We start from the raw sequence: 21,847 nt of genomic DNA on the forward strand, positions 1-21,847 counted from the left end.
GCTCCCTACTCGGCGTCTTCATAGGTCCGGGCCGCTGTCCTCGCCAGAAGACGTCTGAGAACCCGCCGGTGGTCCGGCTGAGTCCTCGGACGCCGCAAGCGGCTGCCGCCGCTTCTTGAAGCAGAACCAAAGTGCACCGGCGCACGCCGCCCGCGGGCACGTCAGCGCAGTCGCGCCCCGACATCTTCGGGTGCGGTGGGGCCGACGGTGCTCACCGCCACCTTCGGCTCGTCCCGTTCACTGGATGCGATGAACCCACCGACGAAAAGTCCGGCCACGGCCGAGATCGTGACGGACAGCGCGCAAACGGTGTAGAGGCGCAGGTTCACCGCGTCTTCCTTCCGGGAGCAGGGGCACGTCGACGAAGAAGTGATCGCCGGTGGCCGCGCGGACGTTACCGCCGCGTGCTGGGGCCCGCCCGGCCGAGCAGTGTTGCGGGGCCGGTGCGCTGCGCGTACACGGAGTGGCGGAACGTGTCGTAGCCCAGTCAGCGGGAGCAGCTATGCCGACCGTCGCAGACCAGTTCGTCGAAGTCCTCGTGCAAGCCGGGGTGCAGCGGATCTACGGGATCGTGGGCGACAGCCTCAACCCGGTCGTGGACGCGGTGCGGCGCACCGAAGGCATCGAGTGGGTGCACGTCCGGCACGAGGAGACCGCCGCGTTCGCCGCCGGAGCGGAAGCCCAGGTCACCGGGCGCCTGGCGGTGTGCGCGGGCAGTTGCGGGCCGGGCAACCTGCACCTGATCAACGGGCTCTACGACGCGCACCGCAGCGGCGCGCCGGTGCTGGCGCTGGCCTCGCACATCCCGTCCGAGCAGATCGGCACCGGCTTCTTCCAGGAGACCCACCCGGAGAAGCTGTTCGGCGAGTGCAGCCACTTCTGCGAGCTGATGTCCCAGCCGGAGCAGATGCCGCGGCTGCTGCGCAGCGCCATCCAGACCGCTGCGGGGCGACGCGGGGTGTCGGTGCTGGTGCTGCCCGGCGACATCGCGCACAAACCCGCCGCGCGGCCCACCGGTTCCGGCGTGGTGCACTCCGAGCCGCCGACCGTCGTGCCGTCACCTGCGCAGGTCGAGCGGTTGGCGGAGTCGCTGAACTCGGCCGAGCGCGTGATGTTGTTCTGCGGCGCGGGCAGCCGCGGCGCGCACCGCGAGGTCATGGAGCTGGCGGGCAAGCTCAACGCCCCGGTCGGGCACGCGCTGCGCGGCAAGGAGTGGATCCAGTTCGACAACCCCTACGACGTGGGCATGAGCGGGCTGCTCGGCTACGGCGCGTGCCAGGAGGCGATGGGCAAGGCCGACCGGCTGGTGCTGCTGGGCACCGACTTCCCGTACGACAACTTCCTCCCGCAGGCCAACACCGTCCAGGTCGACATCGAACCGGCGCACCTGGGCAGGCGCACCGTGCTGGACCTGGCGGTGCAGGGCGACGTGCGCGAGACGGTGCGCGCGGTGCTGCCGCAGCTGCGGCAGAAGTCCGACCGCGGCTATCTGGACCGGATGCTGCGCTCGCACGCCGAGCAGCTCGAACGGGTCGTGGACGCCTACACCACCAACGTCGAGAACCAGGTGCCGATCCACCCCGAGTACGTCGCCGACGTGCTCGACGACCTGGCCGCGGACGACGCGGTGTTCACAGTGGACACCGGGATGGCGAACGTGTGGGCGGCCCGGTACGTCACGCCGAACGGCCGCCGCCGGGTGCTTGGCTCGTTCGTGCACGGCTCGATGGCCAACGCGCTGCCGCAGGCGATCGGCGCGCAGCTGGTCGACCCGCGGCGGCAGGTGGTGGCGATGGCGGGCGACGGCGGGTTGTCCATGCTGCTCGGCGACATGCTCACGTTGCGCTCGCGCGGGTTGCCGGTGAAGGCCGTGGTGTTCAACAACTCCTCGCTGGGCATGGTGAAGCTGGAGATGCTGGTGGACGGTCTGCCGGACTTCGGCACCGACTACGACGCGACGGATTTCGCCGCGGTGGCCGCCGCTGCGGGAATTCACTCGGTGCGGGTGGAGAAGCCCGGCGAGGTGCGCGATGGGCTGGCCGAGGTGCTGGCGTACCGAGGTCCCGCGTTGCTGGACGTGGTCACCGACCCGAACGCGCTGTCCATCCCGCCGCGGATCACCGGCACGCAGGTGAAGGGGTTCGCGCTGGCGGTGAGCCGCACGGTGCTCTCCGGCGGGGTCGGCAAGATGGTGCAGCTGGCGCGCAGCAACCTGCGCAACATCCCCGGGCGCTGAGCGTTCACGCTGCTCGGTTATGTCGAAATTCGATCATTCGCGTCGATCGTTGCTCAGCGTAAGCTTGTTGAGGTCTTGTTCCAGCTGTTCGCCCGGTCGGCCGCGAGTCGGCCGGAACGCCGCCGAGAGCATCGATCAGCCCGCGTGCCAACGAAAAGCCGCGGCTCGGGCGCGGCGGTCAGCGGCAGCGGACTGCGCATCCCGCGAGCTACGCGGCAACCGGCAGCCGCTGCCTGCTCACCTTGTCCGGGTGATGCGGTGGTGACTCGCTGTGGGCAGAGGTGGACACTGTTTTCATGACAGTGAGTCCCACGGTGCGTCGCCGACGCCTCGCCGCGGAGCTGCGCACGCTCCGGGCACGGGCGGAGGTGACCCAGCAGCAGGCCGCCGCGCACCTCGGTTGCACCCAGGCCAAGATCGGCCGGTTCGAAACCGCGAAGCGTTCCCCCTCGATCGGCGACGTGAGCGCGTTGCTGGACTTCTACGCCATCACCGGCGCCGAGCGCGAGCACCTGATCAACCTGGCCCGCGATGCCCGCAAGCGCGGCTGGTGGCACTCCTACAGCGACGTGCTGCCGGAGTGGTACGAGACCTACGTCGGCCTGGAGGCCGAGGCCTCCTCGATGCACACCTACGAGTCGGAGGCGATCCCCGGCCTGCTGCAAACCGAGGAATACGCCTACGCCATCACCAAATCCACCCTGATCCGCGCGCACGAACCGGAGATCACCCGCCGGGTGGAGCTGCGGATGCAACGGCAGGACCGGATCACCGGCTCCCAGCCCTTGGACTTGTGGGCGGTGATCGGGGAAGCCGCGCTGCGCCGCGTGGTCGGCGGTACCGACGTGCTGCGCAAGCAGCTGGAGCACCTGCTCAAGCTCTCCGAGCTGCCGAACGTGACGGTGCAGGTCATGCCGCTGGAGGTGGGCGCGCATCCGGCGCAGGCGGGTCCTTTCGTCATCCTGCGCTACTCCAATCACATCGATCCGGATGTGGTCTATTTGGAAACCCACGTCGGTGGCCTTTACCTCGAACGGGATAACGAGCTGTTGAAGTACGCGACGATGATGGACCATCTACGCGCACATGCGATCAACCCGGAAGGGTCTGGTCAGCTGATTCAGGAGCGCATAGGAGAGCTGTAGATGGAATACGTCACGGGTTGGCGTACGAGCAGCCGCACCTCGCATCAAGGGCAGTGCGTGGAGGTCGGATTCGGGACCGGGCGCGTGGGCGTCCGGGACACCAAGAACCGGCCGGGCGGCTACTTCACCGTCACACCCGCGCAGTGGGCGGGCTTCGTCCAGCGCATCAAGCGCGGCGAGTTCGACCGCTGATCCCGTAGCGCGCGCCCGAGGCATCGGAGTTCCCGGCGCGCCGGAATCCACCAGATCCGGGCGGGTCGCCAGATCCGCACCCGCTCGGCCGGCATTATCCGATCTGGATTATTCCGCTGTTGATCACCGGAAAATGCTCCGATCCGGGGCTTGATCACGGGTGCTCGGCGCAAATACTGCGAATTGCGTCTCACCCGGATGGCCGCGGCGGCGGACCGCATTAATCCTCCGGGTGGCTGGGTTCGAGGAACGGGGCGACCAGTCCCGGAACGGTCTGCTCGGCGAACTCCAGACCCGCTCCTGCCGCCACGTCCGGCACCGTGCAGCGGCCCGTCCCGGCCGCGGTCGTGGCGACGACGTCCAGCAGTCCGGCGCGGCGCTGGAACAACGACTGCTCGAAGCGCCAGCCGATGATCCCGCTGCGCTGCAGCGCCACCGTTCTCCGCAGCCCGCTTCCCCGCCGCGCCAGTAGAAACCGACCGTGCAGCCGGTGCCCGAGGTTGCGGTAGGCGTCGACGGCGAACGCGGCCGCGACCGCGACGCTCAGCGCGGCCACCACTACCGCTAGCCACCAGGGGATCCAGCCGAGCGCGGCGGCGGTGATCACGAAGGCTGCGAACGGTGCGGCGCTGAGTGATCCCCAGGTGAGCCGCCGCCGCAGCGCGGCACGCGGATGCGGGCGGAACTCGGCGGTGGAGGGGAATTCCGGTTCCCCCGATTCCGGTTCCCGCAGCACCGCCGCGGCCACTCGCATGGCCTGCGCGCGAGGTGCCGGTGGCAGCAGCGTCTTCGCGTCCGGCTGGTTCTTGCCGTCGGCCTGCTCGCTGAGCCCGGTGGCGATCGCGTTCGTGCGCGCGCCGCCGGTCCAGCGCAGCAGCAGCGGCTCGGCGACCTCCACGCCGCGAAGTCGTTGCTCCTCAAGGGAAATCGAGCGCCGGGTCAGCAGCCCGCGCCGCACCCGCAGCGTTCCGGAGTCCTCCCGGGTGAGCGTGAAGTCCCACCACAACTCCAGCGACAGCAGGAAAGCCCCGAGCACACCGGTCAGCAGCACCGCCGCGACCGGCACGCCGATGCCCGCCCACAGCGGCACCGACCGGAACAGCTCGCCGATTTCCCCGTACAGCCCGAACTTCTGCAACACGTCCGAGAGCGAACCGAACGCGGAGGCGATCGCGCCCCAAACCGCCAGCATCATCGACAGCGTCACCGCGGAATACAGCAGCCAGGCGGGATTCAGCCGCGCCAGCGGAGCATCCTGACCGTCCGAAGTGGACGGGAGCAGCTCGGTTCGGATCCGGTCGGCCTCGCCGCGCGCGACCGCGTCCAGCTTGAGCTCGCCCGCTCCTTGCGCCCCGGTGCCGATCTTGACCACGGCGAGCCCGAGCAGGCGGTGCACCGGATCGGCGGTCAGGTCCACGCTGCGGATGCGCTCGCGCGGCAGCGAGCGGTGGTTGCGCGAGACCACTCCGCTGCGCAGTTCGACCCGTTCGTCGGTGATCCGGTAGCTGGTCGCGTACCACTCGAGCGCCCGGGACAGCACCAGCAGCGCCGCGATCGCCGAATACACCTGGGCGACGTTGCGCACCGCGTCCGCTCCCGCTCCGGCGATCAGCATCACCGCGATGGTCGGCACGATCGGCGCCAGCACCAGGATGGCCAGCGCGGCCACGATCCGGCCGTTCAGCTTCTGCCAGCTCATGTCGCGTCTCCTCGCGCGGCCTGGGTCTTCGCGGTGAGCCGGGTGACCAGCTCGGCGGCAACGTGCTGGTCGAGCGCGTCGATGCGCAACGGCCCGGCCGCGGATGCGGTGGTCACGGTGACGCTGGAGAGCCCGAACAGGCGCTGCACCGGCCCGCGCGCGGTGTCCACGGTCTGGATCCGGGACATCGGCGCGATCCGCCACTCCTGGCGCACCCAGCCCGCCGCGGTGTAGACGGCTTCGTCGGTGGTTTCCCAGCGGTGCACCCGATAGCTCCACTGCGGTCGCACCACCACGTACGGCAGTGCGACAACTGCGACGACAGCGAGCCCGAGCAGCAGCCACGGCCTGGCCGGAGTGATCAGGGCCGCCAGCACGCCGAGCACGACGAGCAGCGGCACGGCCACGACCAAGGCTTGCACCGTCCACCAGCCGATGGAGCGGCGGTCGACCGGGTTGCGGGGCGGGCGCAGCCGCACCCCGCCTTCCTCCGCTGTGGACACTCGATTTCTCCGATCAGGCAAGGCTTCGCACCTGTTCCCAGACTTGCGGCCAGGGTTGTTCGCGGCCGGTGAGCAGCCACACCGGGATGTCGCCGCCGCGGACCAGCCGCGTCTGCGCGAACAGCGGCCGCCACTCGTCGACCTCCTTGCCTACCAGCAGGATGTTGTCCGCCTGCGGCCCGGGAGGCCCGAAGAACCCGTAGCCGCGGTGCGCGCTGCGCGCCAGCGGCAGGCCGGACTCGGCGGAGTGCGCGTCGAGCATCGCAGCGGGCACGTAGCTGCCGGTGACCAGTGCGGTCCGTTCCCGGACCCCGGCGGGAAGCGCTCGGTACTCGGCCGCGGTGTACTCGGTGATGGTGCGGTCCAGGGGTTTGGCGGGATCTCCCATGGCGACCGTGGACAGCCAGACCATCCCGCCCGCGGTGAGCACGGCTGCCACGCCGACCGGCCAGCGCACCCAGCTCCAGTTCCGGGACGAGTGCGCGGTCTTTGCCTCGCGTCGCCGTTGCAGGCCGACCGCTCCGGCCGCCACGAGGACTCCGTACATGCCGATCAGGTAGTACGGCCGCCCGCTGGTGACGACGTAGAACACGTACTGCACGAGGAAAGCGGCCGCGATGAACCGGTAAGGCCGCATGTCCTTGCCGAACAACATCCGCCCGATGCCGCAGAGCAGCAGCGGCACGCCGAGCACACCGGCGGAGACGATTCCTCCGACGGCCATCCCTCGCCTGCCGTTGCTCAGCGAAGGCGTCTCCTCGGTGACGACCTGGCCCATCGCCAGCTGCGGCCACCCGTGCGCCGCCTGCCAGATCAGCGTCGGTGCCGCGATGATCAGCGCGATCCCGACTCCGGCCCAGAACATCGGCCGCCGCAGCAGCCGCCGCGGTCCGAACACCAGCACGCAGCCCAGCAATGCCGCGCACAGCAGGGCGATCTGGAACTTCGTCTGCATCGTCACGCCGATCACCGCGCCCATGGCGAGCAGCAGCCGATCGTCGGCGCGGTCCTCGGCGTCCAGCCGCAGCCAGCGCACCAGCAACCACGTCAGCACCATCCACAATGGAACTTCCATGGCGTAGGGCGTGAGCCAGTGCGCGGTGAGCGCGGTCCAGGTCCCGGTGGCGAAGGCCAGCGCGGTGAGCAGCTGAGCCCGCCGATCACCGCCGAACTCGCGCGCCAGCATCCCGGCCAGCAGCACACCGGTGGCCGAGATCAGCGTCATCACCACCCGCGGCAACAGCTGCACGCCCGGCGCCAGCCACTCCAACGCCCCGGCCAGCAGCGGAGCCATCGGCGGCTGGTCGACGTAGCCGAAGTCCAGGTGGTACCGGCCGATCGCGAGCATGTAAGCCTCGTCGAGCCAGTAGCCGCCGAACGCGCTCGCGATCGCGTGCAAGGCCGTGAACACCGCGGCGATCAGCAGGACCGGCCGCCACGCGAGCGACGGTCGGCCGGGCGGCGCCGACCTCTCCGGTGCGAGCACTGCTTGCATGGTTCCCCCAAAGGTCCTTGCGCGATTCGCCGCCATTCCAGGACATCGGGCGCTGGCGGTGCGACGGCGCTTGGTACCTGAAGGTAGCGACCTCCGGTGATCACCGGTGCAACTTTCGTAGGTTCCGCCACCGACGACGGTGGGTTTCCGCGGCCGTTCGCGCCCGCACGGCGGCTACCGTGAGCCCGTGCGACGTCCGATCTGGCGGTACCTGTGGGATTCGCCGCGTGCAGCGGTGTTCGACGTGGCGCTGGTCGCGGTCCTGCTGCCGCTCGGCCCGATCCTGGCGAGCTTCTACCCGCCGGATCTGCCGCCGCAGGACTACAGCTGGATGGGCGGGCGCTGGGTCGCCCAGCTGCTGATGCACCTGTTCACCGTGAGCTTGCTGGTGCGGCGGCGATTCCCGTTCGCGCTGCTGTGCGCGGGCGCGGCGGCGATGCTGCTGCACGCCGCGACCTTTTCCGCGGGCATCGGCGCGTTCCTGCCGATGAACCAGCGCACCGACCCGTGGATGCCGGGTGTGCTCCCGTTCGTGCTCTACGCGTTCGCCGCCTACGAAACCGGCCGGAAGCGGCAGATCACCGGTTGGGTGCTGGTCGGTGTCGTCGTGCTCACCGCGCTGCGGCTGTGGACGAATCCGGACAGCGAGACGATGAGCAATGCTTTCTGGATCACCGCGTTCCCGCCGGTGCTGGGCGCGTGGATCGCGGCGCGGCGCAAGCTGGTCACCGCGTTGCGGGACCGCGCGGAACGCGCCGAGCGCGAACAGGAGCTGCTCGCCGAGCAGGCCCGCGCGGACGAGCGGGCGAAGATGGCCGCCGAGATGCACGACGTGGTCACGCACCGGGTGAGCTTGATGGTGCTGCAGGCCGGCGCGCTCGGCGTCACCGCGCAGGACGAGCCGACCCGCTCCGCCGCCGAGGAACTGCGCTCCGGCGGCTGCCAGGCATTGGACGAGTTGCGCGACTTCATCGGCGTGCTGCGCTCCGGCGGCGAGGACTCGCCGGACGAGTCGGAGCGCTCCGCGTTGCCGGACCTGTCCGGGCTGATCGCCGAGACCGAGGCGGTGGGCATCCCGGTGCGGCTGACCGAGCAGGGCGGAACCGCGGGAGTCGCGCCGCTGGTCAGCCGCACCGCCTATCGCGTGGTGCAGGAGGCGTTGACGAACGTGCACAAGCACGCGCCCGATTCCGAGGTCGACGTCGGCGTGGTCTACGACGGCGAACGGGTGCTGCTGACCGTGCGGAACACTCCACCGGCCGGCGACCACGAGCTGGCGGGCAGCGGTTCCGGCGCGGGCTTGCAAGGGCTGGGGCAGCGGGTGGAACTCGTCGGCGGCACCTTCCGGGCCGGTCCGCTGCCGGACGGGGGTTTCGAGGTCAGTGCCATACTCCCTGCGTACGTGCCCACTGCCGAAGCCGGCTCGGACGGCTAGGCGTTCTGCAGGAGGCCCAGCGGTGAGCGAGCCCGTCCGCGTGGTCGTGGTCGACGACGAGCCGATGGTGTGCGCGCACCTGCGCACGATCCTCGGTTCCGCCCCGGACATCGAAGTCGTCGACGACGCGCAGGACGGCGCGGCCGCCGTGGAATCAGTGGTGCGGCACCGGCCGCGGGTGGTGCTGATGGACCTGCGGATGCCCGGGGTGGACGGGCTCACCGCCACCGAGCGGATCAGCCGGCTGCCCGACCCGCCCGCCGTGGTCGCGCTGACCACGTTCGACGCGGACCAGTACGTGTTGCGCGCGTTGCGGGCCGGTGCCTCGGGATTCCTGGTCAAGTCCACGCCGCCGGAGGACCTGCTCGGCCTGGTGCGGGTCGCTGCGGACGGGCACACCGTGCTCTCACCGCAGGCCGCGCAGCGGCTGGTGGCCGCGTCCTCCGGCGAGCAGGGTGCCCGGCAGCGGGCGCTGCGGCTGGTGCGGGAGCTGACCGAGCGGGAGGTGGAGGTGCTCACCGGTCTCGGCGAAGGCCTGTCGAACGCGCAGATCGGGCAGCGGCTCACCTGTCCGAGGCGACGGTGAAGGGCTACGTCTCGCGGATGCTGGTCAAGCTCGACTGCGGCAACCGCGTGCAGGCCGGGCTGCTGGCTTACGAGGCGGGGCTCATCGCACGCTGACACACCGAAAACTACAACTCGATGCACCAAAAGCTTCATCGGAAGTAGCAAACGTTGCGCAAGCGGCGTATGGTTCGGTGTCATGAAGGTGTTTGAGGCCATGTCCCGCCTGGCTGAGGTGAGCAGCGACCAGTGGGGGCTGCTCACCACCGCGCAGGCCGGTGAGCTCGGCGTGAACACCACGACGCTGGTGCGCCTGGTCGAAGCCGGGCTGCTGACGCAGGTGCGCCACGGCGTGTACGCGGTGTCCGCCGGCGAGATGACCGGCCACCAAGACGAGAAGGCGGTGTGGCTGAAGCTCAACCCGAGCCAGCCCGGCTGGCGGCGGCCGAAGCTCGATCGCGACGGTGGGGTCGTCTCGCATCGCTCGGCAGCGCTGCTGCACGGACTCGGCGATCTGGTCGTGCCACGCATCGAGATGACGGTGCCGCGCCGCCGCCGCGTCCGGGACACCTCCGTCCGGCTGCGGCGCGCTGAGCTGCCCGAAGACGACGTGACGCTCGTCGACGGACTGCCGATCACGACCGTGCTGCGCACGATCGTCGATCTGATGGCCGATCGCGTGGACGCCAGCCATCTCGCGCAGGTCATCCAGGAAGCCGACCGGGCGGGCAAGGTCGATCTCGATGAGCTCGCCGACCGCGCCGCGCCTTACGCACGGCGCTATGGGGTCACCGGCCGCGACGGGCGAGCGCTGCTCGAGCATCTGCGCAGCCACATCGATGCTGTTCGGACGACCGGACTCGACAAGGTGCGGAGCCTTCTCGCGGAACAACAGCGAATAGCAGAAGCGCTGAGCGAAGCAATGCTGAACCTGGACACAAGCGTGCACTCGAAATAGCACTGACGAGACGAGCCCGTGGTGACAAACCCGTACCGCAGCCCGCAAGCGCTCCGTGCCGCGCTGCACAAACGCGCCAATGCCGCCGCTTCGGCCGAAGGCGTCGACACCAACGAGATTCTTCGCCGCTTCTACCTGGCCAGACTGCTTGCGCGGGTATTCGTCGATGATCCGCACGGGTGGTTGCTCAAGGGCGGGCAAGCGTTGCTGGTCCGCTACCCGGATGCTCGCCACTCGCGCGACATCGATCTCTTCTATCGACCGGATGAAGGACGTTTGGACGACGCGGTCAAGGCGTTGCGCCGGGCGGCGGGGCTCGAACTCGGAGACTTCTTGCGTTTCGAGCACTACGACACGACGCGGGAGACCCAAGGGCGGATCGCCCGTCGCGTGCGATTCCAGCCGTACTTGGGCGGCAAGCCCGTTGTGATGGTCAGCGTCGACCTCGTAGCTGACCTGGCTCCGTTGGGAGAACCCGGTGTCCGGCAGTTGAACCCGCCGATCGACCTCGATCTCGGTGCGGACACCTGGCCCAACGTTCTCCTATACCCGTTGCCGGACCATGTCGCGGACAAGATCTGCGCGTTGTACGAGCAGTACGGCTGCACCGGTTCGACCCGGCTCAAAGACCTGGTCGACCTCGTCGTCATCGCGTTGCGTGACCCGCTCGACGGGCGGGTGGCCCGGGATGCGCTGCAGGCTGAGGCGAACCGCCGGCGTGACGCGGGAACGTTGCAGGCGCTGCCGGTGCGGTTCACCGTGCCGGATCGGAAGGTCTGGGAGAGCGGATACCAACGCGAGGCGGCCGGTGTGCCTGGACTCGGCGAGTACCGGCGGTTGAGCGAAGCCGTCGAGCTGGTCGACCGTTTCGTGACGCCGTTGCTCGCCGCTGAATCGCCTGGACGCTGGGATCCGGTCGAGTCGCACTGGATTCCGCAGCTCGAATAGCGCTGATCGCGCGTGATCGGCGCTGGTCGGGTGTGTCAGCGGGACCGGCCGCAGTGCAGCGGATGCTGCGCCGCGGGCACCGCTTCCGGCGCTCCGCAATCAACCTGTGATCTTCGGAGCGTGCCTGGTCAGCGCCGATTCAGTCGAGTGCGGCGAAGTCCGCCCCGAATAGGGTCTGGTATATGCCACACGGCATTGGGTAAACCGGGTGCGGCGTCCTCGGTACGACCGGCGGTCGGGGCCGGGAGGGGGACGCTTCCGCCACGGTGCGGGGACCGGTGGCGTGCGCCCCGGCCGGTGGGAGTTCCGGCCGGGGCGGCCGCGTCCCCGGCGCGTTCGGGGCGTGCCGGGGACGCGCTCCGGGTGATCCTCTCGATCCGCCGGGCTAGCTCGCAGCCGATTCGCGGAATTCGCACAATAGGCCGCTGGAGCTGGGAAAACGGCAAATAGCGGGACTTTTGGGCGGAATGCGGCGACGTTTAAGGTTCGATCGGTTTCCCGTTGCAGCGCAGCGGACGCGGCGTTTCACCGGGAACTCCGGGTCGAGTCCGCGTTGCGCCGCGGCCGGTCGCCCGGGACATCGCCACGTCCGGGGCGCCCCACTGCCCCGGGCGCGACTTGGAGGAGAAACGAAATGGTCGCTGCCCCACGCATCGCGCGGTTCGCGGGTCTCACCGCGGTCGCGCTGTCGGCTTTCGCCACGCTGTCGGTCGGTCAGGCTTCGGCCGACGTCAACCCGTTCGTCGTCGGCGGCGAGGACGCCGAGATCGCCGATCACCCGTTCGTCGTCGCGTTGACCACCCCGGACGGGCAGCAGTTCTGCGGCGGTTCGCTGGCGTCCCCTACGAAGGTCGTCACCGCCGCGCACTGCACCCAGGGCGAACAGCCCGCGAACGTCAACGTGCTCAGCGGCCAGACTTCGCTGAGCGGGAACGAGGGCACGGTCTCCGAGGTCAGCGACATCTGGGTGCACCCGGACTACACCGACGCCACGCTGGGCGCCGACGTCTCGGTGCTGACGTTGTCCGCGCCGGTCCAGCAGCCCACGATCGAACTCGCCGCGGCCGACGACCCCGGCTACGCGCCGGACACCCCGGCCACGGTCCTCGGCTGGGGCACCACCAGCGAGGGCGGCCAGAGCTCCGACCACCTGCAAAAGGCGACCGTGCCGGTGCGATCGGACGCGGACTGCTCCGCCGCGTACCAGGAGTACAAGCCGGACGCGATGGTCTGCGCCGGGCTGCCCGAGGGCGGCGTGGACGCCTGCCAGGGCGACTCCGGCGGCCCGATCGTCGCCGACGGCAGGCTGATCGGTGTCACGTCCTGGGGCGAAGGCTGCGCCCGGCCCGGCAAGCCCGGCATCTACGGCCGCGTCGGCGCCTACAACCAGGAGCTGACCGAGCAGATCAACTCCTGATCGCACGCACGCGAAAGGCGCGGGAGATCGGTTCTCCCGCGCCTTTTCGCAGCTGCGGTCAGTTGTCGTAGCGGCCGGACTTGAGGGCGGTTATGAACGATAACCATTGCGATGGACTCGTGGTGAGATGTCCGGCGGCACGATCTTTGGTATCGCGGACCGCCGCCGATCCGTCGAGCACACGGCCGACCTCGACGCACTTGTCCGTGTTGACACTGCGGCTGGACTTTCGCCAGTTGGTGATGTGCTCGGGCATCATGAGTTTCACTCCTTCTCTTCCTTCAACTTCGCGATGAGCTCGCGCGAATCCGCTTCGCTCATCGACGCCTCCGCGATGGCCTCGGCCGCGTCCCGGTACTGCTGCATGTCGTTCGGCTCGTGCAGGAAGAGAGCGGAAACCCGATTCTCGAGGTGGACCACCGGACCCTGGTCCGCAAAGTCCATGAGCAGGAAGGGTCCCTCAAGGCCGGGATGCCACTCACAACGAGTCGGCATGACCCGGATCGTCACGTTCGGCAGCTGCCCGAAATCCAGCAGCTTCGCGAGCTGATCGGCCATCACCTCGGCGCCACCGATGGTTTGCATGAGGACCGGCTCGCCGATGAATGCCTGCATTTGCACAGGGTTCTTCCGGACGATCGCTTCGCGTCGTCCCACGCGGACCGCGACGCGGGTCGCAATTTCCGATCCGGTGACGTTGCCAGCGACCATGATCGCTCGTGCGTAGTCGGCGGTCTGCAGCAATCCAGGAACCAGATTCGGCGCTACCGTCGTCATCGCGGTTGCCGTGCTCTCCATGTCGACCAGGGCGCCGAGTTGCCGTTGCTGCTCCGGCATCCCCACGGAAAGCCAGTGCGGGCCGTCCGGGTTGCGTGCGAGTTCTACCAGCTCGCTGCGGAGTTCGGCGGGTGCGTCGACTTTCGCCAGGTAAGCCGCGACCATCTCGGGCTTCGGCGAGCGATCGCCCGTCTCCCAGCGGGACAGCGTCGCGTGTGAGATGTCCAGCGCGGTGGCCAATGTGCGGACGCTGAACCCCGCGGCATCGCGCGCGGTTCGGAGTTCTGCGCCGAGTGCTCGCGCCTTCGGGGTGGTACCAGCCATGCACCACAGAATATGCCGAGCAGATCGGGAGTTGAAGATCCCCCGAAAGCGTTCTTGCGGCTCCGGAACAGTCGATGATTACCTGGTGCGGTAACGGCAGAGACAGTCGGTACCAGGGGGATTTCGAGATGACGGACTCGGTGTGGGCGGCTTCGTGCGGCCCGGTGGATTCGCGATGGCATGTGGTGCGGCGGACCGATGGCGGGGCGTTGCCGTCGGCTTGCGGTGCTTTCGTCTACGGGCCGGTGCATCTGCGGCGCGGCGCTTGCCCGGACGGGGAGTTCGATCGCGATGCGTGCCGGTCGTGCGCGGAAGTGGGGTCGGGGGATGGCTGAGGAATCGTTGCGGCACTTCTGGCGGCCGAGCAGTGATTCGGTGCGCCACGCCTTCTGGGGGCGCCGGTGGAGTGGCAGAACCGAGGCGACCTCGGTGTGCGGCGCTCAGCTGGAGCTGACCGCTGAAGTGTCCGAAGTGGACTGGTTCGCGGCGCCGACCTGCCCGGCGTGCAACGGGATTCTGCGCGCGACGCAGCCGACGCCCGGCACGCCCCGATCTGACTAGCGGCTTCTCCGGGCTCGAGCGGCCTCCCGCCTCCCCGCCGCACGAGCCCGGGGCGGTCTCCCGCCCGCAGCGGCCGAACTCCGCCGACCGCGCGACGGAGACCGACGGGGGCGCGTCGCGGACCCCGACCAGCGACGCGCCCCACCTCTCACCGAGTGAACGGCCTGTTCGTCCCAATAGATTGGTCCAACGGTCCGTTCACTCCTCGCGAAACCCCGACCCAGCCGCTCCGCTGAGCACAAGAACCGACACGCCCGCGCATCACTCGCTCCGGGTGAAGTGGACCCGAGTGAACGGCCTGTTGGTCCGGCTAGATTGGGCGAACGGTCCGTTCACTCCTGGAGAACGTGGGTGCTGTGCGCGGCTCAGCGGTTCCGGTGGCACGGTTGCGTACTGAGCGCGACGAATACCGTCCACATCGGATCGGGATTCTTCAGAGTGTCGCGATTTCCTCCTGCGCCTCGAAATGCTCGGCGTGGGTGGTGATCAGCCGACGCGAGTCCGCCACGTCCAGCGCCACCCGGTCCAGCTCGGCGAGCGAGCCGCGGAACGGGGCGTCGTCCTCCGGCTCGGCCAGCAGCGCACCGGTTTCCTGGCTCTGCACCAGCACGCTGGTCATGCCGTGCTCGAACTCGATCAGCGTGAACGCGCCGTTCAGCCCGATGTGCGCGCCGAGTTCGGTGGGCAGCACCCGCACCGAGACGTGCTCGGCCTGCTGCTCGGCCAGGTGCCGCAACTGCCGGGCCGCGACCGCGGGGCCGCCGACGGGTCTGCGCAGCACCGACTCGTCCAGGAACGCCTCGAACGCGACCGGCTCCGCGCGGTGCAGAATGCCCTGGCGCACCTGCCAGACGTTGGCCGCCTCGTCGGTGTTGCGGGATTCCGCGGCGTTTCCACCGAGCACCGCCTCCGAATAGGCGCGGATCTGCAGCAGCCCCGGCACGTAGGCCAGCGCGAGTTCGGCGATGCGGCTGGCCCGCTGTTCCGCGTCGATGGTGGCCCGCACGTGCGCGGACAACCCGCTCATCGCCTCCCACCAAGCGGGGTGGTCCAGTTCTTCGGCCAGTCCCAGCAGGTATTCGCGCCGCTGCCCGCGGATGCGCAGCACCGCGAGGATCGCGGCGAGGTCCGCTGCGGTCAGGCCGCGCTGGGCGGTTTCGATCCGGCTGACCTTCGCGATGCTCCACCCGAGCTGTTCGGCCACGAGCCCTTGCGACATGCCGCTGCCTTTGCGCGCGGCCCGGACCTCGGCAGCCAGCGCCCGCGCGCGGGGGGAGTTCGACATGGTTACCAGAATATGATCAGCGCGCGGACAAATCTTTCGCTCGATCAGGTGTTTGTGCAGTTGCCGGACTTCGGCAATGTTTTGCCGAATCCGGTAAGAATCCCACTGCGGCGCTGTTTTCGCAGGTGCATCCGTTGCGGGGCAAATGGCAGCCGGTGGGTATATTCCAAAGTTTTCGCGGCAATTTCCAGCGAAACGAGTATCGGGCTTTCCCGGCGCACGCGTCCGGCCGCAGCGCACACCATGGCCCGCAGCGCCCCGGCGGCTGCTAGAAACCCGGCCATGAGTCCTGAACTACCGGCGATCTCCGCCGAGGTCCGCGAGGCGGTCGGCGACGGCAGACCCGTGGTCGCCCTCGAAACGAGCATCATCACGCACGGCCTGCCACGCCCGCGCAACGCCGAAATCGCCGAAGAAGCCGAAGAATCGCTGCGCCGCGCCGGAGTGGTCCCCGCGACCACCGGCGTGCTCGACGGCGTGCCCAAGGTCGGGCTCACCCCCGGCGAACTGCACCGGCTCGCCGGAACCGACGCGGCCAAGGCCAGCGTGCGGGACCTGCCCGTGCTGTGGGCGAAATCGAGGTCCGCGGGCACGACCGTCGCGGCCACGGCCTGGCTGGCGCATCGGGCCGGGCTGGAGTTCTTCGCCACCGGCGGGCTCGGCGGGGTGCACCACGGAGCCGCGGGCGGCATCGAAGAACCGCCGAGTTACGACGAATCCGCCGACCTGCCGCTGCTGGCGACGCTGCCGATCACCGTCGTCACCGCGGGCGTGAAGTCGATCCTGGACCGGGCGGCGACGCTGGAGCGGATGGAGACGCTGGGAATCACGGTCGTCGGGTTCGGCACCGACCAGTTCCCCGGCTTCTACGTCGCGGATTCCGGTTTCGCGCTGGATCACCGCCTGGACACTCCTGCCGAGGTGGCCGCGCTGCTCACCGCCCGCCGCAAGCTCGGGCTGCGCGCGGCGACGGTGCTGGCCAACCCGGTCCCGCTGCCCGCGCAGCTCGACCCGGAACTGCACGAGCGGGTCGTTGCCGAAGCCTGGCAGGCCGCCCGGGAACGCGGCATCAGCGGTCCGGCGACCACGCCCTTCCTGCTCGAGCACATCCGGGCGGCGACCGGTGATCGCAGCCTGGAGGCGAACCTGGCCGCTTACTTCCACAACATCGCGGTCGCCGCGGAGTGCGCGCAGGCGGCGAGCTGAACGTGTTGCGCAGAATCCGCGCAGTGAGATTTACCCAGTTCGTCCCCGCCCGGTCACCGTCTCCTCACCCGAGGTGAGCCTGCGGCGGCGACGGTGGGCGGGTGAGCGAGCTGCGAACGGAAGCCACCGGCGCCCGCCCGGTGCGGACGTTGGTGGCGCTCGGCGACTCGACCACCCTCGGCATCGGCGACAAGCTGCCCGGCGGCGGGTGGCGCGGATTCGGCCCGCTGCTCGCGGACGCGCTCGGCGGGGCGGCGCTGACGAACCTCTCGACATCCGGAGCGCGGGTCGCGGACGTGCACGGCGAGCAGTACCCGGCGGCGCTGCGGCTGCGGCCGGACGCGGTGGCGCTGGTGGTGGGCATGAACGACACCCTGCGCTCGGACTTCGACCCGGCGCGGATGCGCGGGCAGCTGGACGCGGTGATCGGCGGGCTCACCGGCGCAGGCGCACTCGTGGTCACCGCGCGGTACCACGACCACGGCCGGGTGTTCCGGTTGCCCGCGCCGCTGCACCGCGCGCTGCGCAAACGGATCGAGCAGGTCAACGAGGTCATCGACGCGGTGGTCGCGCGGCACGGCGCGTGCTGCGTCGACCTGGACGCGCTGCCCGGTGCCTACGACCTCGCGACGTGGGCGGTGGACCGGCTGCACCCGTCCGAACTCGGGCACCGGATGCTGGCGCGGGCGATGGCCGACTCGCTGGCCGGCGCCGGGTGCCCGGTGCCGTGTCCGGTGAGCCTGCGCTGCTCCGGCGGCGCGCGGGTGCGGGCTTGGCAGCACTTGGCGTGGCTGCTGTTCAAGGGCGTGCCGTGGCTGTTCCGGCGCGGATTCGACCTGCTGCCGCACGGGGTGCTGGTGGTGTGGCGCGAGGCCGTGGCGATGCGCAGGGAGCGGCGGGCCAGGCGGCGGCTCAAGCTGGTCGAGCCTGCGCGGCCGGAGCCCTCCGGTTCCCTGCCGCCCGATTCGCTGCACTCCGAGCCCCTGCCGTCCGAGTCGTTCCCGCTCGGCCCGGGGGAGGAGCGGTCTGGTTGAGCCGGGCCTCTCGACCTGCCGAAAACCCGAGCGCGAGCCGCGTCGATCTGCCGGCCACGGTGCGAGCCGTGCCGACCTGCCTGCGGAACTCCGGAAGCCAGCCCCGCTGATCTCCCGGCGCCGACCGCGCCGAGCTGCCGACGGATGCCGGAAGCACCAGCGGCGGCGAGCGATCCGGTTGTACCCGGCAGCCTCCTCGGATGCGGCGCCGAGCGGCATCCGGCGCAGCGCACCCCGCTGCTCCTTCACCCGAACAGCCCAGAATGAACGTGAAACCCTTTCATTTTCGGGCTCCGCCGATTAGCGTCCCGCGGCAGATCGACGGGGAGGATCGGATGACAGGGCACCGCAGCATCGCTTTGCTCAGCGTGGGGACCGTGCTCGGTGCTCTGCTCCTGGCTCCGCCCGCGACCGCGAGCCCGCAGCCGGACCCGGTGCGCAACCCCGCGCCGGACTACTGCGGCGACCAGTGCCACCACGTGCTGCCGCCCGGTCAGAACGGCAACGCGACGCTGGCCGACCTCGCCGGGCACATGCTGCTGGGCACGATGCCGCCGCACTCCGACGACCAGCTCGGCAAGTACGACGACCTCGCCGCCGGTTACAAGCAGCTCGACACCGGCACGATCAACGAGTTCTTCAACGACAACTCCTTCGGCGTGGCGCCGGACGACGTCGAGCGCCGCTACCAGCCGCGCGAGGACGTCACGGTGGTCCGCGACAAGACCGCCGGAATCCCGCACATCTACGGCAGCACCCGCGGCGGCACCACGTTCGGCGCCGGTTACACGACCGCCGAGGACAAGCTGTTCCTGATGGACGCGCTCCGCCGCGCGGGCCGCGGCGAGGTGACCCCGTTCGCGGGCGGTGCCGCGGCGAACCGGAAGCTGGAGCAGGACTTCTTCGCCACCTCCCCGTACACCGAGCAGGAGCTGCAGCAGCAGATCGACTCGGCTGCGCAAGAAGGACCGGCGGGCGAGCAGGCGCTCGCCGATGCGAAGTCCTACGTGGACGGAATCAACGACTACATCGCGCAGGCGCACCACGACCGGACCTTCCCGGGTGAGTACGTCGCCACCGGGCACGTCGACGCGATCACCAACGAAGGCGAGATCGAGCCGTTCAAGCTCACCGACCTCGTCGTGCTCGCCTCGCTGGTCGGCGCGCAGTTCGGCGGCGGAGGCGGCAACGAGGTGCAGCACGCCGTCGCCCGGATGGAGTTGCAGGAGAAGTTCGGCCCGGAGCGCGGTGAACAGGTGTGGCGCACCTTCCGCGCGGAGAACGACCCGGAAGCCATCTCGACCGTCCACAACGGACAGAAGTTCCCGTATGCGACGACGCCGGATGATCCGCGCGGCGAAGCGCTGCCGGATCCGGGCTCGGTGACTCCGCAGCAACAGGTCTTCGACCCGACCGGCTCGGCCAACGACCCGGACAGCGGTGCCGACAAACCGAAATCCCGCCAGCATCCGCTGCCTTCGGACCTCGATCCGGTGGAGTCGCTGCGCGGCATCTTCGACGACGGCGTGGTGCCCGCGGACCTGGCCGAACCGCGCGGCATGTCCAACGCGCTGGCCGTTTCCGGCGCGCACACCGAAAGTGGCAACCCGGTGGCCGTTTTCGGGCCGCAGACCGGGTATTTCGCCCCGCAGCTGCTGACCTTGCAGGAGCTGCAGGGGCCGGGGATCTCCTCGAAGGGCGCGTCGTTCGCGGGCCTGAGCTTCTACACGCTGCTCGGCCGCGGCCAGGACTACTCGTGGAGCGCGACGACCGCGGCGCAGGACATGATCGACACCTACGCCGTCGAGCTGTGCGAACCGGACGGGCGGCCGGTGACCAAGGACTCCGGCCACTACCTGTTCCGCGGCGAGTGCCTGCCGATGGAGCGGGTCGAGCGGCGCAACTCCTGGGAACCGAACCTCGGCGACGACACCTCGGAAGGCTCCTACCGGCTGGTGTCGCTGCGCACGCGCTACGGGCCGGTGACGCATCGCGCCACGATCGACGGCAAACCGGTCGCCTACACCACCGCGCGCTCCACGTTCAAGCACGAGGTGGACTCCATCATCGGCTTCCAGAAGTTCAACGACCCCAACGTGATCACGTCGCCGCAGGCGTTCCAGCGGGCCGCGCAGGACGTGAACTACACGTTCAACTGGTTCTACGCCGACGCCGCGCACACCGCCTACTTCAACTCGGGCGACAACCCGCACCGTCCGTCCGATGTGGACTCGAACATGCCGGTGCGGTCGGGGTTCGACTGGCGCGGCTGGAATCCGGACACCAACACCGCGGATTACACGCCGCCCGAGCAGCATCCGCAGGTCGTCGATCAGGACTACCTGATCAGCTGGAACAACAAGCAAGCGCCCGGAACCGCCGGTGCGCTGCCGAACATGGGCGCGGTGCAGCGCGGCGACCTGCTCGACTCGCGGGTGCGGGACCTGGTCGAGCGAGGTGACGTCGATCGCGCCGACCTCACCAAGGCCATGGAGGACGCGGCGCTGACCGACCTCAAGGCCGAGCGCGTGCTGCCGGATCTGCTGCGAGTGCTTGAATCCGCGCCGGTCAACGACCCGGGCACGGCCCGGCGGATCGAGTCGCTGCGCGCCTGGCTCGCCGACGGCGGCAAGCGCACCGAAACCGAACCGGGCAGCCACGAGTACGAGCACGCCGAAGCGATCAAGCTCATGGACGCGTGGTGGCCGCTGCTGACGCGGGGGATCTTCGAACCCGCGGTCGGGCCGGACGCGTTCCGGGCGCTCACCGAGGCCGAGCAGATCAACGAGTCGCCTTCCGGTTGGCAGAACGCCCAACCGGGCGAGCACGTCGGGCAGGAGCACCAGGGCTCGGCGTTCCTGGACGGCTGGTACGGGCAGGTGTCGAAGAACATCCGCGGCGCGCTCGGCGAACCCGTGCCTGGCGGGTTCCCCGAGGTCAACGGCAAGCAGACGTTGTGCGGTGGCGGGGATCTCGGCGAATGCCGGCAGACGTTGCTGGACACGCTCGCCGCGGCCGACGCCGAACCGCCCGAGCAGACCTACCCCGGCGACGGCGACTGCGAACCCGGCGACCAGTGGTGCGCCGACTCGCTGATCCACAACAAGATCGGCGGCATCGCGCAGGACAAGGCCACTTGGCAGAACCGCCCCACCTACCAGCAGGTCGTCGAATTCCCCGCGCACCGCTGAGGATTCCGTTCGCGAGCAGCAACGCGGCGGTGCCGGTGGCGGAGCCGCACCGAACCCGGCCCGCTCCGAGTGAACGGACCGCTGGTCCCACTAGATTGGTCGAACAGGCCGTTCACTCCTGGAGAAACCGTGCGGCCGACACACGGGCGAATCGCTCGATCCGGGCGACTCGGGCCGAGTGAACGGACTGTTGGTCCCACTAGATTGGTCGAACAGTCCGTTCACTCCTGGAGAAAACGGGAGTCGGTGTCACGCGGTCGCCGTGTTCCGGGCGGCGTGATCGATGCACTACCGTTCGTGTCGGAAACGATCACGAGCTGAGGAGCAACATGGCCACCTGGGGCGACATCGCCACTTTCGTCCGCTCCGAGTACAAGGTCATCGAGGACACCGGCGACGAGATCCGGATCCTCATCGAGTACGAGGACCACCGCAGCCAGGTCATCATGATCTGCCGCGAGGAGCTGGACAAGCGCGAGGACTGGGTGCAGATCGCCTCGGTGTGCGGCCGCGTCGCGGATGTGGACCTGCACCGGCTGCTCGCGGAGATCGGCGAGACCTCCGTCGTGTGCGGCGCGGTCATCATGGGCGAGCACGTGGTGCTGCGGCACTCGATCCCGCTGATGAACCTGGACATCAACGAGTTCATCGACCCGCTGACCTTCGTGTCCGACACGGCGGACCACATCGAAGAAATCTTCTTCGGCGGCGATGGATATTGAAGATCATTCAGAGCGGTTTGCGTGGCGGTGCCGGTAGCTGTAGTGCCTCGGGAGGTTGTGAATTTGGAACATGCGGTTGGATGATCTTGGAATAGGAAGGACCCCCAGGTTCGGTGTGGATCACCACATCACGCACCGAACGATGGAGGTCCTTG

Annotated in this window: 20 protein-coding genes and 1 pseudogene; 13 read left to right on the forward strand and 8 right to left on the reverse strand. The window is 69.4% G+C overall.

What is annotated here, in order from left to right; all coding sequences use genetic code 11:
* Window positions 1-161: 161 nt before the first annotated feature.
* Window positions 162-329 (reverse strand): hypothetical protein, encoded by a 168-nt coding sequence (locus INP57_RS24835; RefSeq protein WP_200072746.1) that lies wholly within the window; start codon window positions 327-329, stop codon window positions 162-164.
* A gap of 173 nt (window positions 330-502) precedes the next feature.
* Between INP57_RS24835 and INP57_RS24840 the strand changes: the two genes are divergently transcribed.
* The 3 genes from INP57_RS24840 to INP57_RS24850 all read left to right on the forward strand — a co-directional run bounded on the left by INP57_RS24840 (window position 503) and on the right by INP57_RS24850 (window position 3,573).
* Window positions 503-2,236 carry a pyruvate dehydrogenase gene (locus tag INP57_RS24840; protein WP_200072747.1) on the forward strand — a complete coding sequence of 578 codons (1,734 nt, stop codon included), beginning with the start codon at window positions 503-505 and terminating at the stop codon, window positions 2,234-2,236.
* 296 nt (window positions 2,237-2,532) lie between these two features.
* On the forward strand, window positions 2,533-3,381 hold the full coding sequence (locus tag INP57_RS24845; protein WP_200072748.1) for a helix-turn-helix domain-containing protein: 849 nt from the start codon (window positions 2,533-2,535) through the stop codon (window positions 3,379-3,381).
* Entirely contained in the window at window positions 3,382-3,573 is a 192-nt protein-coding gene (locus tag INP57_RS24850) for a DUF397 domain-containing protein (protein ID WP_200072749.1), read from the forward strand.
* A 220-nt stretch (window positions 3,574-3,793) separates the two neighbouring features.
* On the opposite strand, the gene INP57_RS24855 is transcribed toward INP57_RS24850, so the two are convergent.
* From INP57_RS24855 to INP57_RS24865, 3 genes are read right to left on the reverse strand one after another with little or no spacing between them, the layout of a single operon-like run.
* Window positions 3,794-5,272: a PH domain-containing protein gene (locus INP57_RS24855; RefSeq protein WP_200072750.1), complete on the reverse strand. Its 1,479-nt coding sequence runs from the start codon at window positions 5,270-5,272 to the stop codon at window positions 3,794-3,796.
* The gene (locus tag INP57_RS24860) at window positions 5,269-5,775 is read right to left on the reverse strand and encodes a PH domain-containing protein (RefSeq protein WP_200072751.1); all 507 of its coding nucleotides are present in this window, start codon (window positions 5,773-5,775) and stop codon (window positions 5,269-5,271) included. The genes INP57_RS24855 and INP57_RS24860 overlap by 4 nt, the downstream gene beginning before the upstream one ends.
* 13 nt (window positions 5,776-5,788) lie before the next feature.
* On the reverse strand, window positions 5,789-7,270 hold the full coding sequence (locus INP57_RS24865) for an ArnT family glycosyltransferase (protein ID WP_200072752.1): 1,482 nt from the start codon (window positions 7,268-7,270) through the stop codon (window positions 5,789-5,791).
* Window positions 7,271-7,457: 187 nt separating this feature from the next.
* On the opposite strand from INP57_RS24865, the gene INP57_RS24870 reads away from it, so the two are divergent.
* From INP57_RS24870 to INP57_RS24890, 5 genes and pseudogenes are all read left to right on the forward strand, one after another.
* Window positions 7,458-8,705 carry a sensor histidine kinase gene (locus INP57_RS24870; RefSeq protein ID WP_200072753.1) on the forward strand — a complete coding sequence of 416 codons (1,248 nt, stop codon included), beginning with the start codon at window positions 7,458-7,460 and terminating at the stop codon, window positions 8,703-8,705.
* Window positions 8,706-8,769: 64 nt separating this feature from the next.
* Window positions 8,770-9,386: pseudogene (locus tag INP57_RS24875) on the forward strand (response regulator).
* Between the two features lie 82 nt (window positions 9,387-9,468).
* Window positions 9,469-10,227 carry a type IV toxin-antitoxin system AbiEi family antitoxin domain-containing protein gene (locus tag INP57_RS24880; protein WP_200072754.1) on the forward strand — a complete coding sequence of 253 codons (759 nt, stop codon included), beginning with the start codon at window positions 9,469-9,471 and terminating at the stop codon, window positions 10,225-10,227.
* A 21-nt stretch (window positions 10,228-10,248) separates the two neighbouring features.
* Window positions 10,249-11,175 carry a nucleotidyl transferase AbiEii/AbiGii toxin family protein gene (locus INP57_RS24885; RefSeq protein WP_200072755.1) on the forward strand — a complete coding sequence of 309 codons (927 nt, stop codon included), beginning with the start codon at window positions 10,249-10,251 and terminating at the stop codon, window positions 11,173-11,175.
* Between the two features lie 634 nt (window positions 11,176-11,809).
* The gene (locus INP57_RS24890; RefSeq protein ID WP_200072756.1) at window positions 11,810-12,592 is read left to right on the forward strand and encodes a S1 family peptidase; all 783 of its coding nucleotides are present in this window, start codon (window positions 11,810-11,812) and stop codon (window positions 12,590-12,592) included.
* 58 nt (window positions 12,593-12,650) lie between these two features.
* On the opposite strand, the gene INP57_RS24895 is transcribed toward INP57_RS24890, so the two are convergent.
* Window positions 12,651-12,848 carry a DUF397 domain-containing protein gene (locus INP57_RS24895; RefSeq protein ID WP_200072757.1) on the reverse strand — a complete coding sequence of 66 codons (198 nt, stop codon included), beginning with the start codon at window positions 12,846-12,848 and terminating at the stop codon, window positions 12,651-12,653.
* 8 nt (window positions 12,849-12,856) lie between these two features.
* Window positions 12,857-13,693: a helix-turn-helix domain-containing protein gene (locus INP57_RS24900; RefSeq protein WP_200072758.1), complete on the reverse strand. Its 837-nt coding sequence runs from the start codon at window positions 13,691-13,693 to the stop codon at window positions 12,857-12,859.
* A 327-nt stretch (window positions 13,694-14,020) separates the two neighbouring features.
* Between INP57_RS24900 and INP57_RS24905 the strand changes: the two genes are divergently transcribed.
* Window positions 14,021-14,254, forward strand: a complete 234-nt coding sequence (locus INP57_RS24905) for a hypothetical protein (protein WP_200072759.1) — start codon at window positions 14,021-14,023, stop codon at window positions 14,252-14,254.
* A 433-nt stretch (window positions 14,255-14,687) separates the two neighbouring features.
* On the opposite strand, the gene INP57_RS24910 is transcribed toward INP57_RS24905, so the two are convergent.
* The gene (locus tag INP57_RS24910; protein ID WP_200072760.1) at window positions 14,688-15,539 is read right to left on the reverse strand and encodes a helix-turn-helix domain-containing protein; all 852 of its coding nucleotides are present in this window, start codon (window positions 15,537-15,539) and stop codon (window positions 14,688-14,690) included.
* A 44-nt stretch (window positions 15,540-15,583) separates the two neighbouring features.
* Window positions 15,584-15,823, reverse strand: coding sequence for a hypothetical protein (locus INP57_RS24915; RefSeq protein WP_200072761.1), 240 nt, complete (start codon window positions 15,821-15,823; stop codon window positions 15,584-15,586).
* Between INP57_RS24915 and INP57_RS24920 the strand changes: the two genes are divergently transcribed.
* The 4 genes from INP57_RS24920 to INP57_RS24935 all read left to right on the forward strand — a co-directional run bounded on the left by INP57_RS24920 (window position 15,822) and on the right by INP57_RS24935 (window position 21,692).
* Window positions 15,822-16,745 (forward strand): pseudouridine-5'-phosphate glycosidase, encoded by a 924-nt coding sequence (locus INP57_RS24920; protein ID WP_200072762.1) that lies wholly within the window; start codon window positions 15,822-15,824, stop codon window positions 16,743-16,745. The two genes, INP57_RS24915 and INP57_RS24920, sit on opposite strands and share 2 nt — an antisense overlap.
* A 101-nt stretch (window positions 16,746-16,846) precedes the next feature.
* On the forward strand, window positions 16,847-17,779 hold the full coding sequence (locus tag INP57_RS24925; protein WP_307850270.1) for an SGNH/GDSL hydrolase family protein: 933 nt from the start codon (window positions 16,847-16,849) through the stop codon (window positions 17,777-17,779).
* Between the two features lie 335 nt (window positions 17,780-18,114).
* Window positions 18,115-20,970 carry a penicillin acylase family protein gene (locus INP57_RS24930; protein ID WP_200072763.1) on the forward strand — a complete coding sequence of 952 codons (2,856 nt, stop codon included), beginning with the start codon at window positions 18,115-18,117 and terminating at the stop codon, window positions 20,968-20,970.
* Between the two features lie 329 nt (window positions 20,971-21,299).
* Window positions 21,300-21,692: a hypothetical protein gene (locus INP57_RS24935; RefSeq protein WP_200072764.1), complete on the forward strand. Its 393-nt coding sequence runs from the start codon at window positions 21,300-21,302 to the stop codon at window positions 21,690-21,692.
* Window positions 21,693-21,847: the final 155 nt, after the last annotated feature.

The sequence above is a fragment of the Saccharopolyspora galaxeae genome, from assembly GCF_016526145.1.
Taxonomy (GTDB): Bacteria; Actinomycetota; Actinomycetes; order Mycobacteriales; family Pseudonocardiaceae; genus Saccharopolyspora_C; species Saccharopolyspora_C galaxeae.

Excerpts from the sequence above, each read along its gene's own strand:
- INP57_RS24840 (WP_200072747.1), top strand. The coding sequence starts at position 503 with ATGCCGACCGTCGCAGACCAGTTCGTCGAAGTCCTCGTGCAAGCCGGG.
- INP57_RS24845 (WP_200072748.1), top strand. The coding sequence starts at position 2,533 with ATGACAGTGAGTCCCACGGTGCGTCGCCGACGCCTCGCCGCGGAGCTG.
- INP57_RS24850 (WP_200072749.1), top strand. The coding sequence starts at position 3,382 with ATGGAATACGTCACGGGTTGGCGTACGAGCAGCCGCACCTCGCATCAA.
- INP57_RS24855 (WP_200072750.1), bottom strand. The coding sequence starts at position 5,272 with ATGAGCTGGCAGAAGCTGAACGGCCGGATCGTGGCCGCGCTGGCCATC.
- INP57_RS24865 (WP_200072752.1), bottom strand. The coding sequence starts at position 7,270 with ATGCAAGCAGTGCTCGCACCGGAGAGGTCGGCGCCGCCCGGCCGACCG.
- INP57_RS24880 (WP_200072754.1), top strand. The coding sequence starts at position 9,469 with ATGAAGGTGTTTGAGGCCATGTCCCGCCTGGCTGAGGTGAGCAGCGAC.
- INP57_RS24890 (WP_200072756.1), top strand. The coding sequence starts at position 11,810 with ATGGTCGCTGCCCCACGCATCGCGCGGTTCGCGGGTCTCACCGCGGTC.
- INP57_RS24895 (WP_200072757.1), bottom strand. The coding sequence starts at position 12,848 with ATGCCCGAGCACATCACCAACTGGCGAAAGTCCAGCCGCAGTGTCAAC.
- INP57_RS24900 (WP_200072758.1), bottom strand. The coding sequence starts at position 13,693 with ATGGCTGGTACCACCCCGAAGGCGCGAGCACTCGGCGCAGAACTCCGA.
- INP57_RS24905 (WP_200072759.1), top strand. The coding sequence starts at position 14,021 with ATGGCTGAGGAATCGTTGCGGCACTTCTGGCGGCCGAGCAGTGATTCG.
- INP57_RS24910 (WP_200072760.1), bottom strand. The coding sequence starts at position 15,539 with ATGTCGAACTCCCCCCGCGCGCGGGCGCTGGCTGCCGAGGTCCGGGCC.
- INP57_RS24920 (WP_200072762.1), top strand. The coding sequence starts at position 15,822 with ATGAGTCCTGAACTACCGGCGATCTCCGCCGAGGTCCGCGAGGCGGTC.
- INP57_RS24915 (WP_200072761.1), bottom strand. The coding sequence starts at position 15,823 with ATGGCCGGGTTTCTAGCAGCCGCCGGGGCGCTGCGGGCCATGGTGTGC.
- INP57_RS24930 (WP_200072763.1), top strand. The coding sequence starts at position 18,115 with ATGACAGGGCACCGCAGCATCGCTTTGCTCAGCGTGGGGACCGTGCTC.
- INP57_RS24935 (WP_200072764.1), top strand. The coding sequence starts at position 21,300 with ATGGCCACCTGGGGCGACATCGCCACTTTCGTCCGCTCCGAGTACAAG.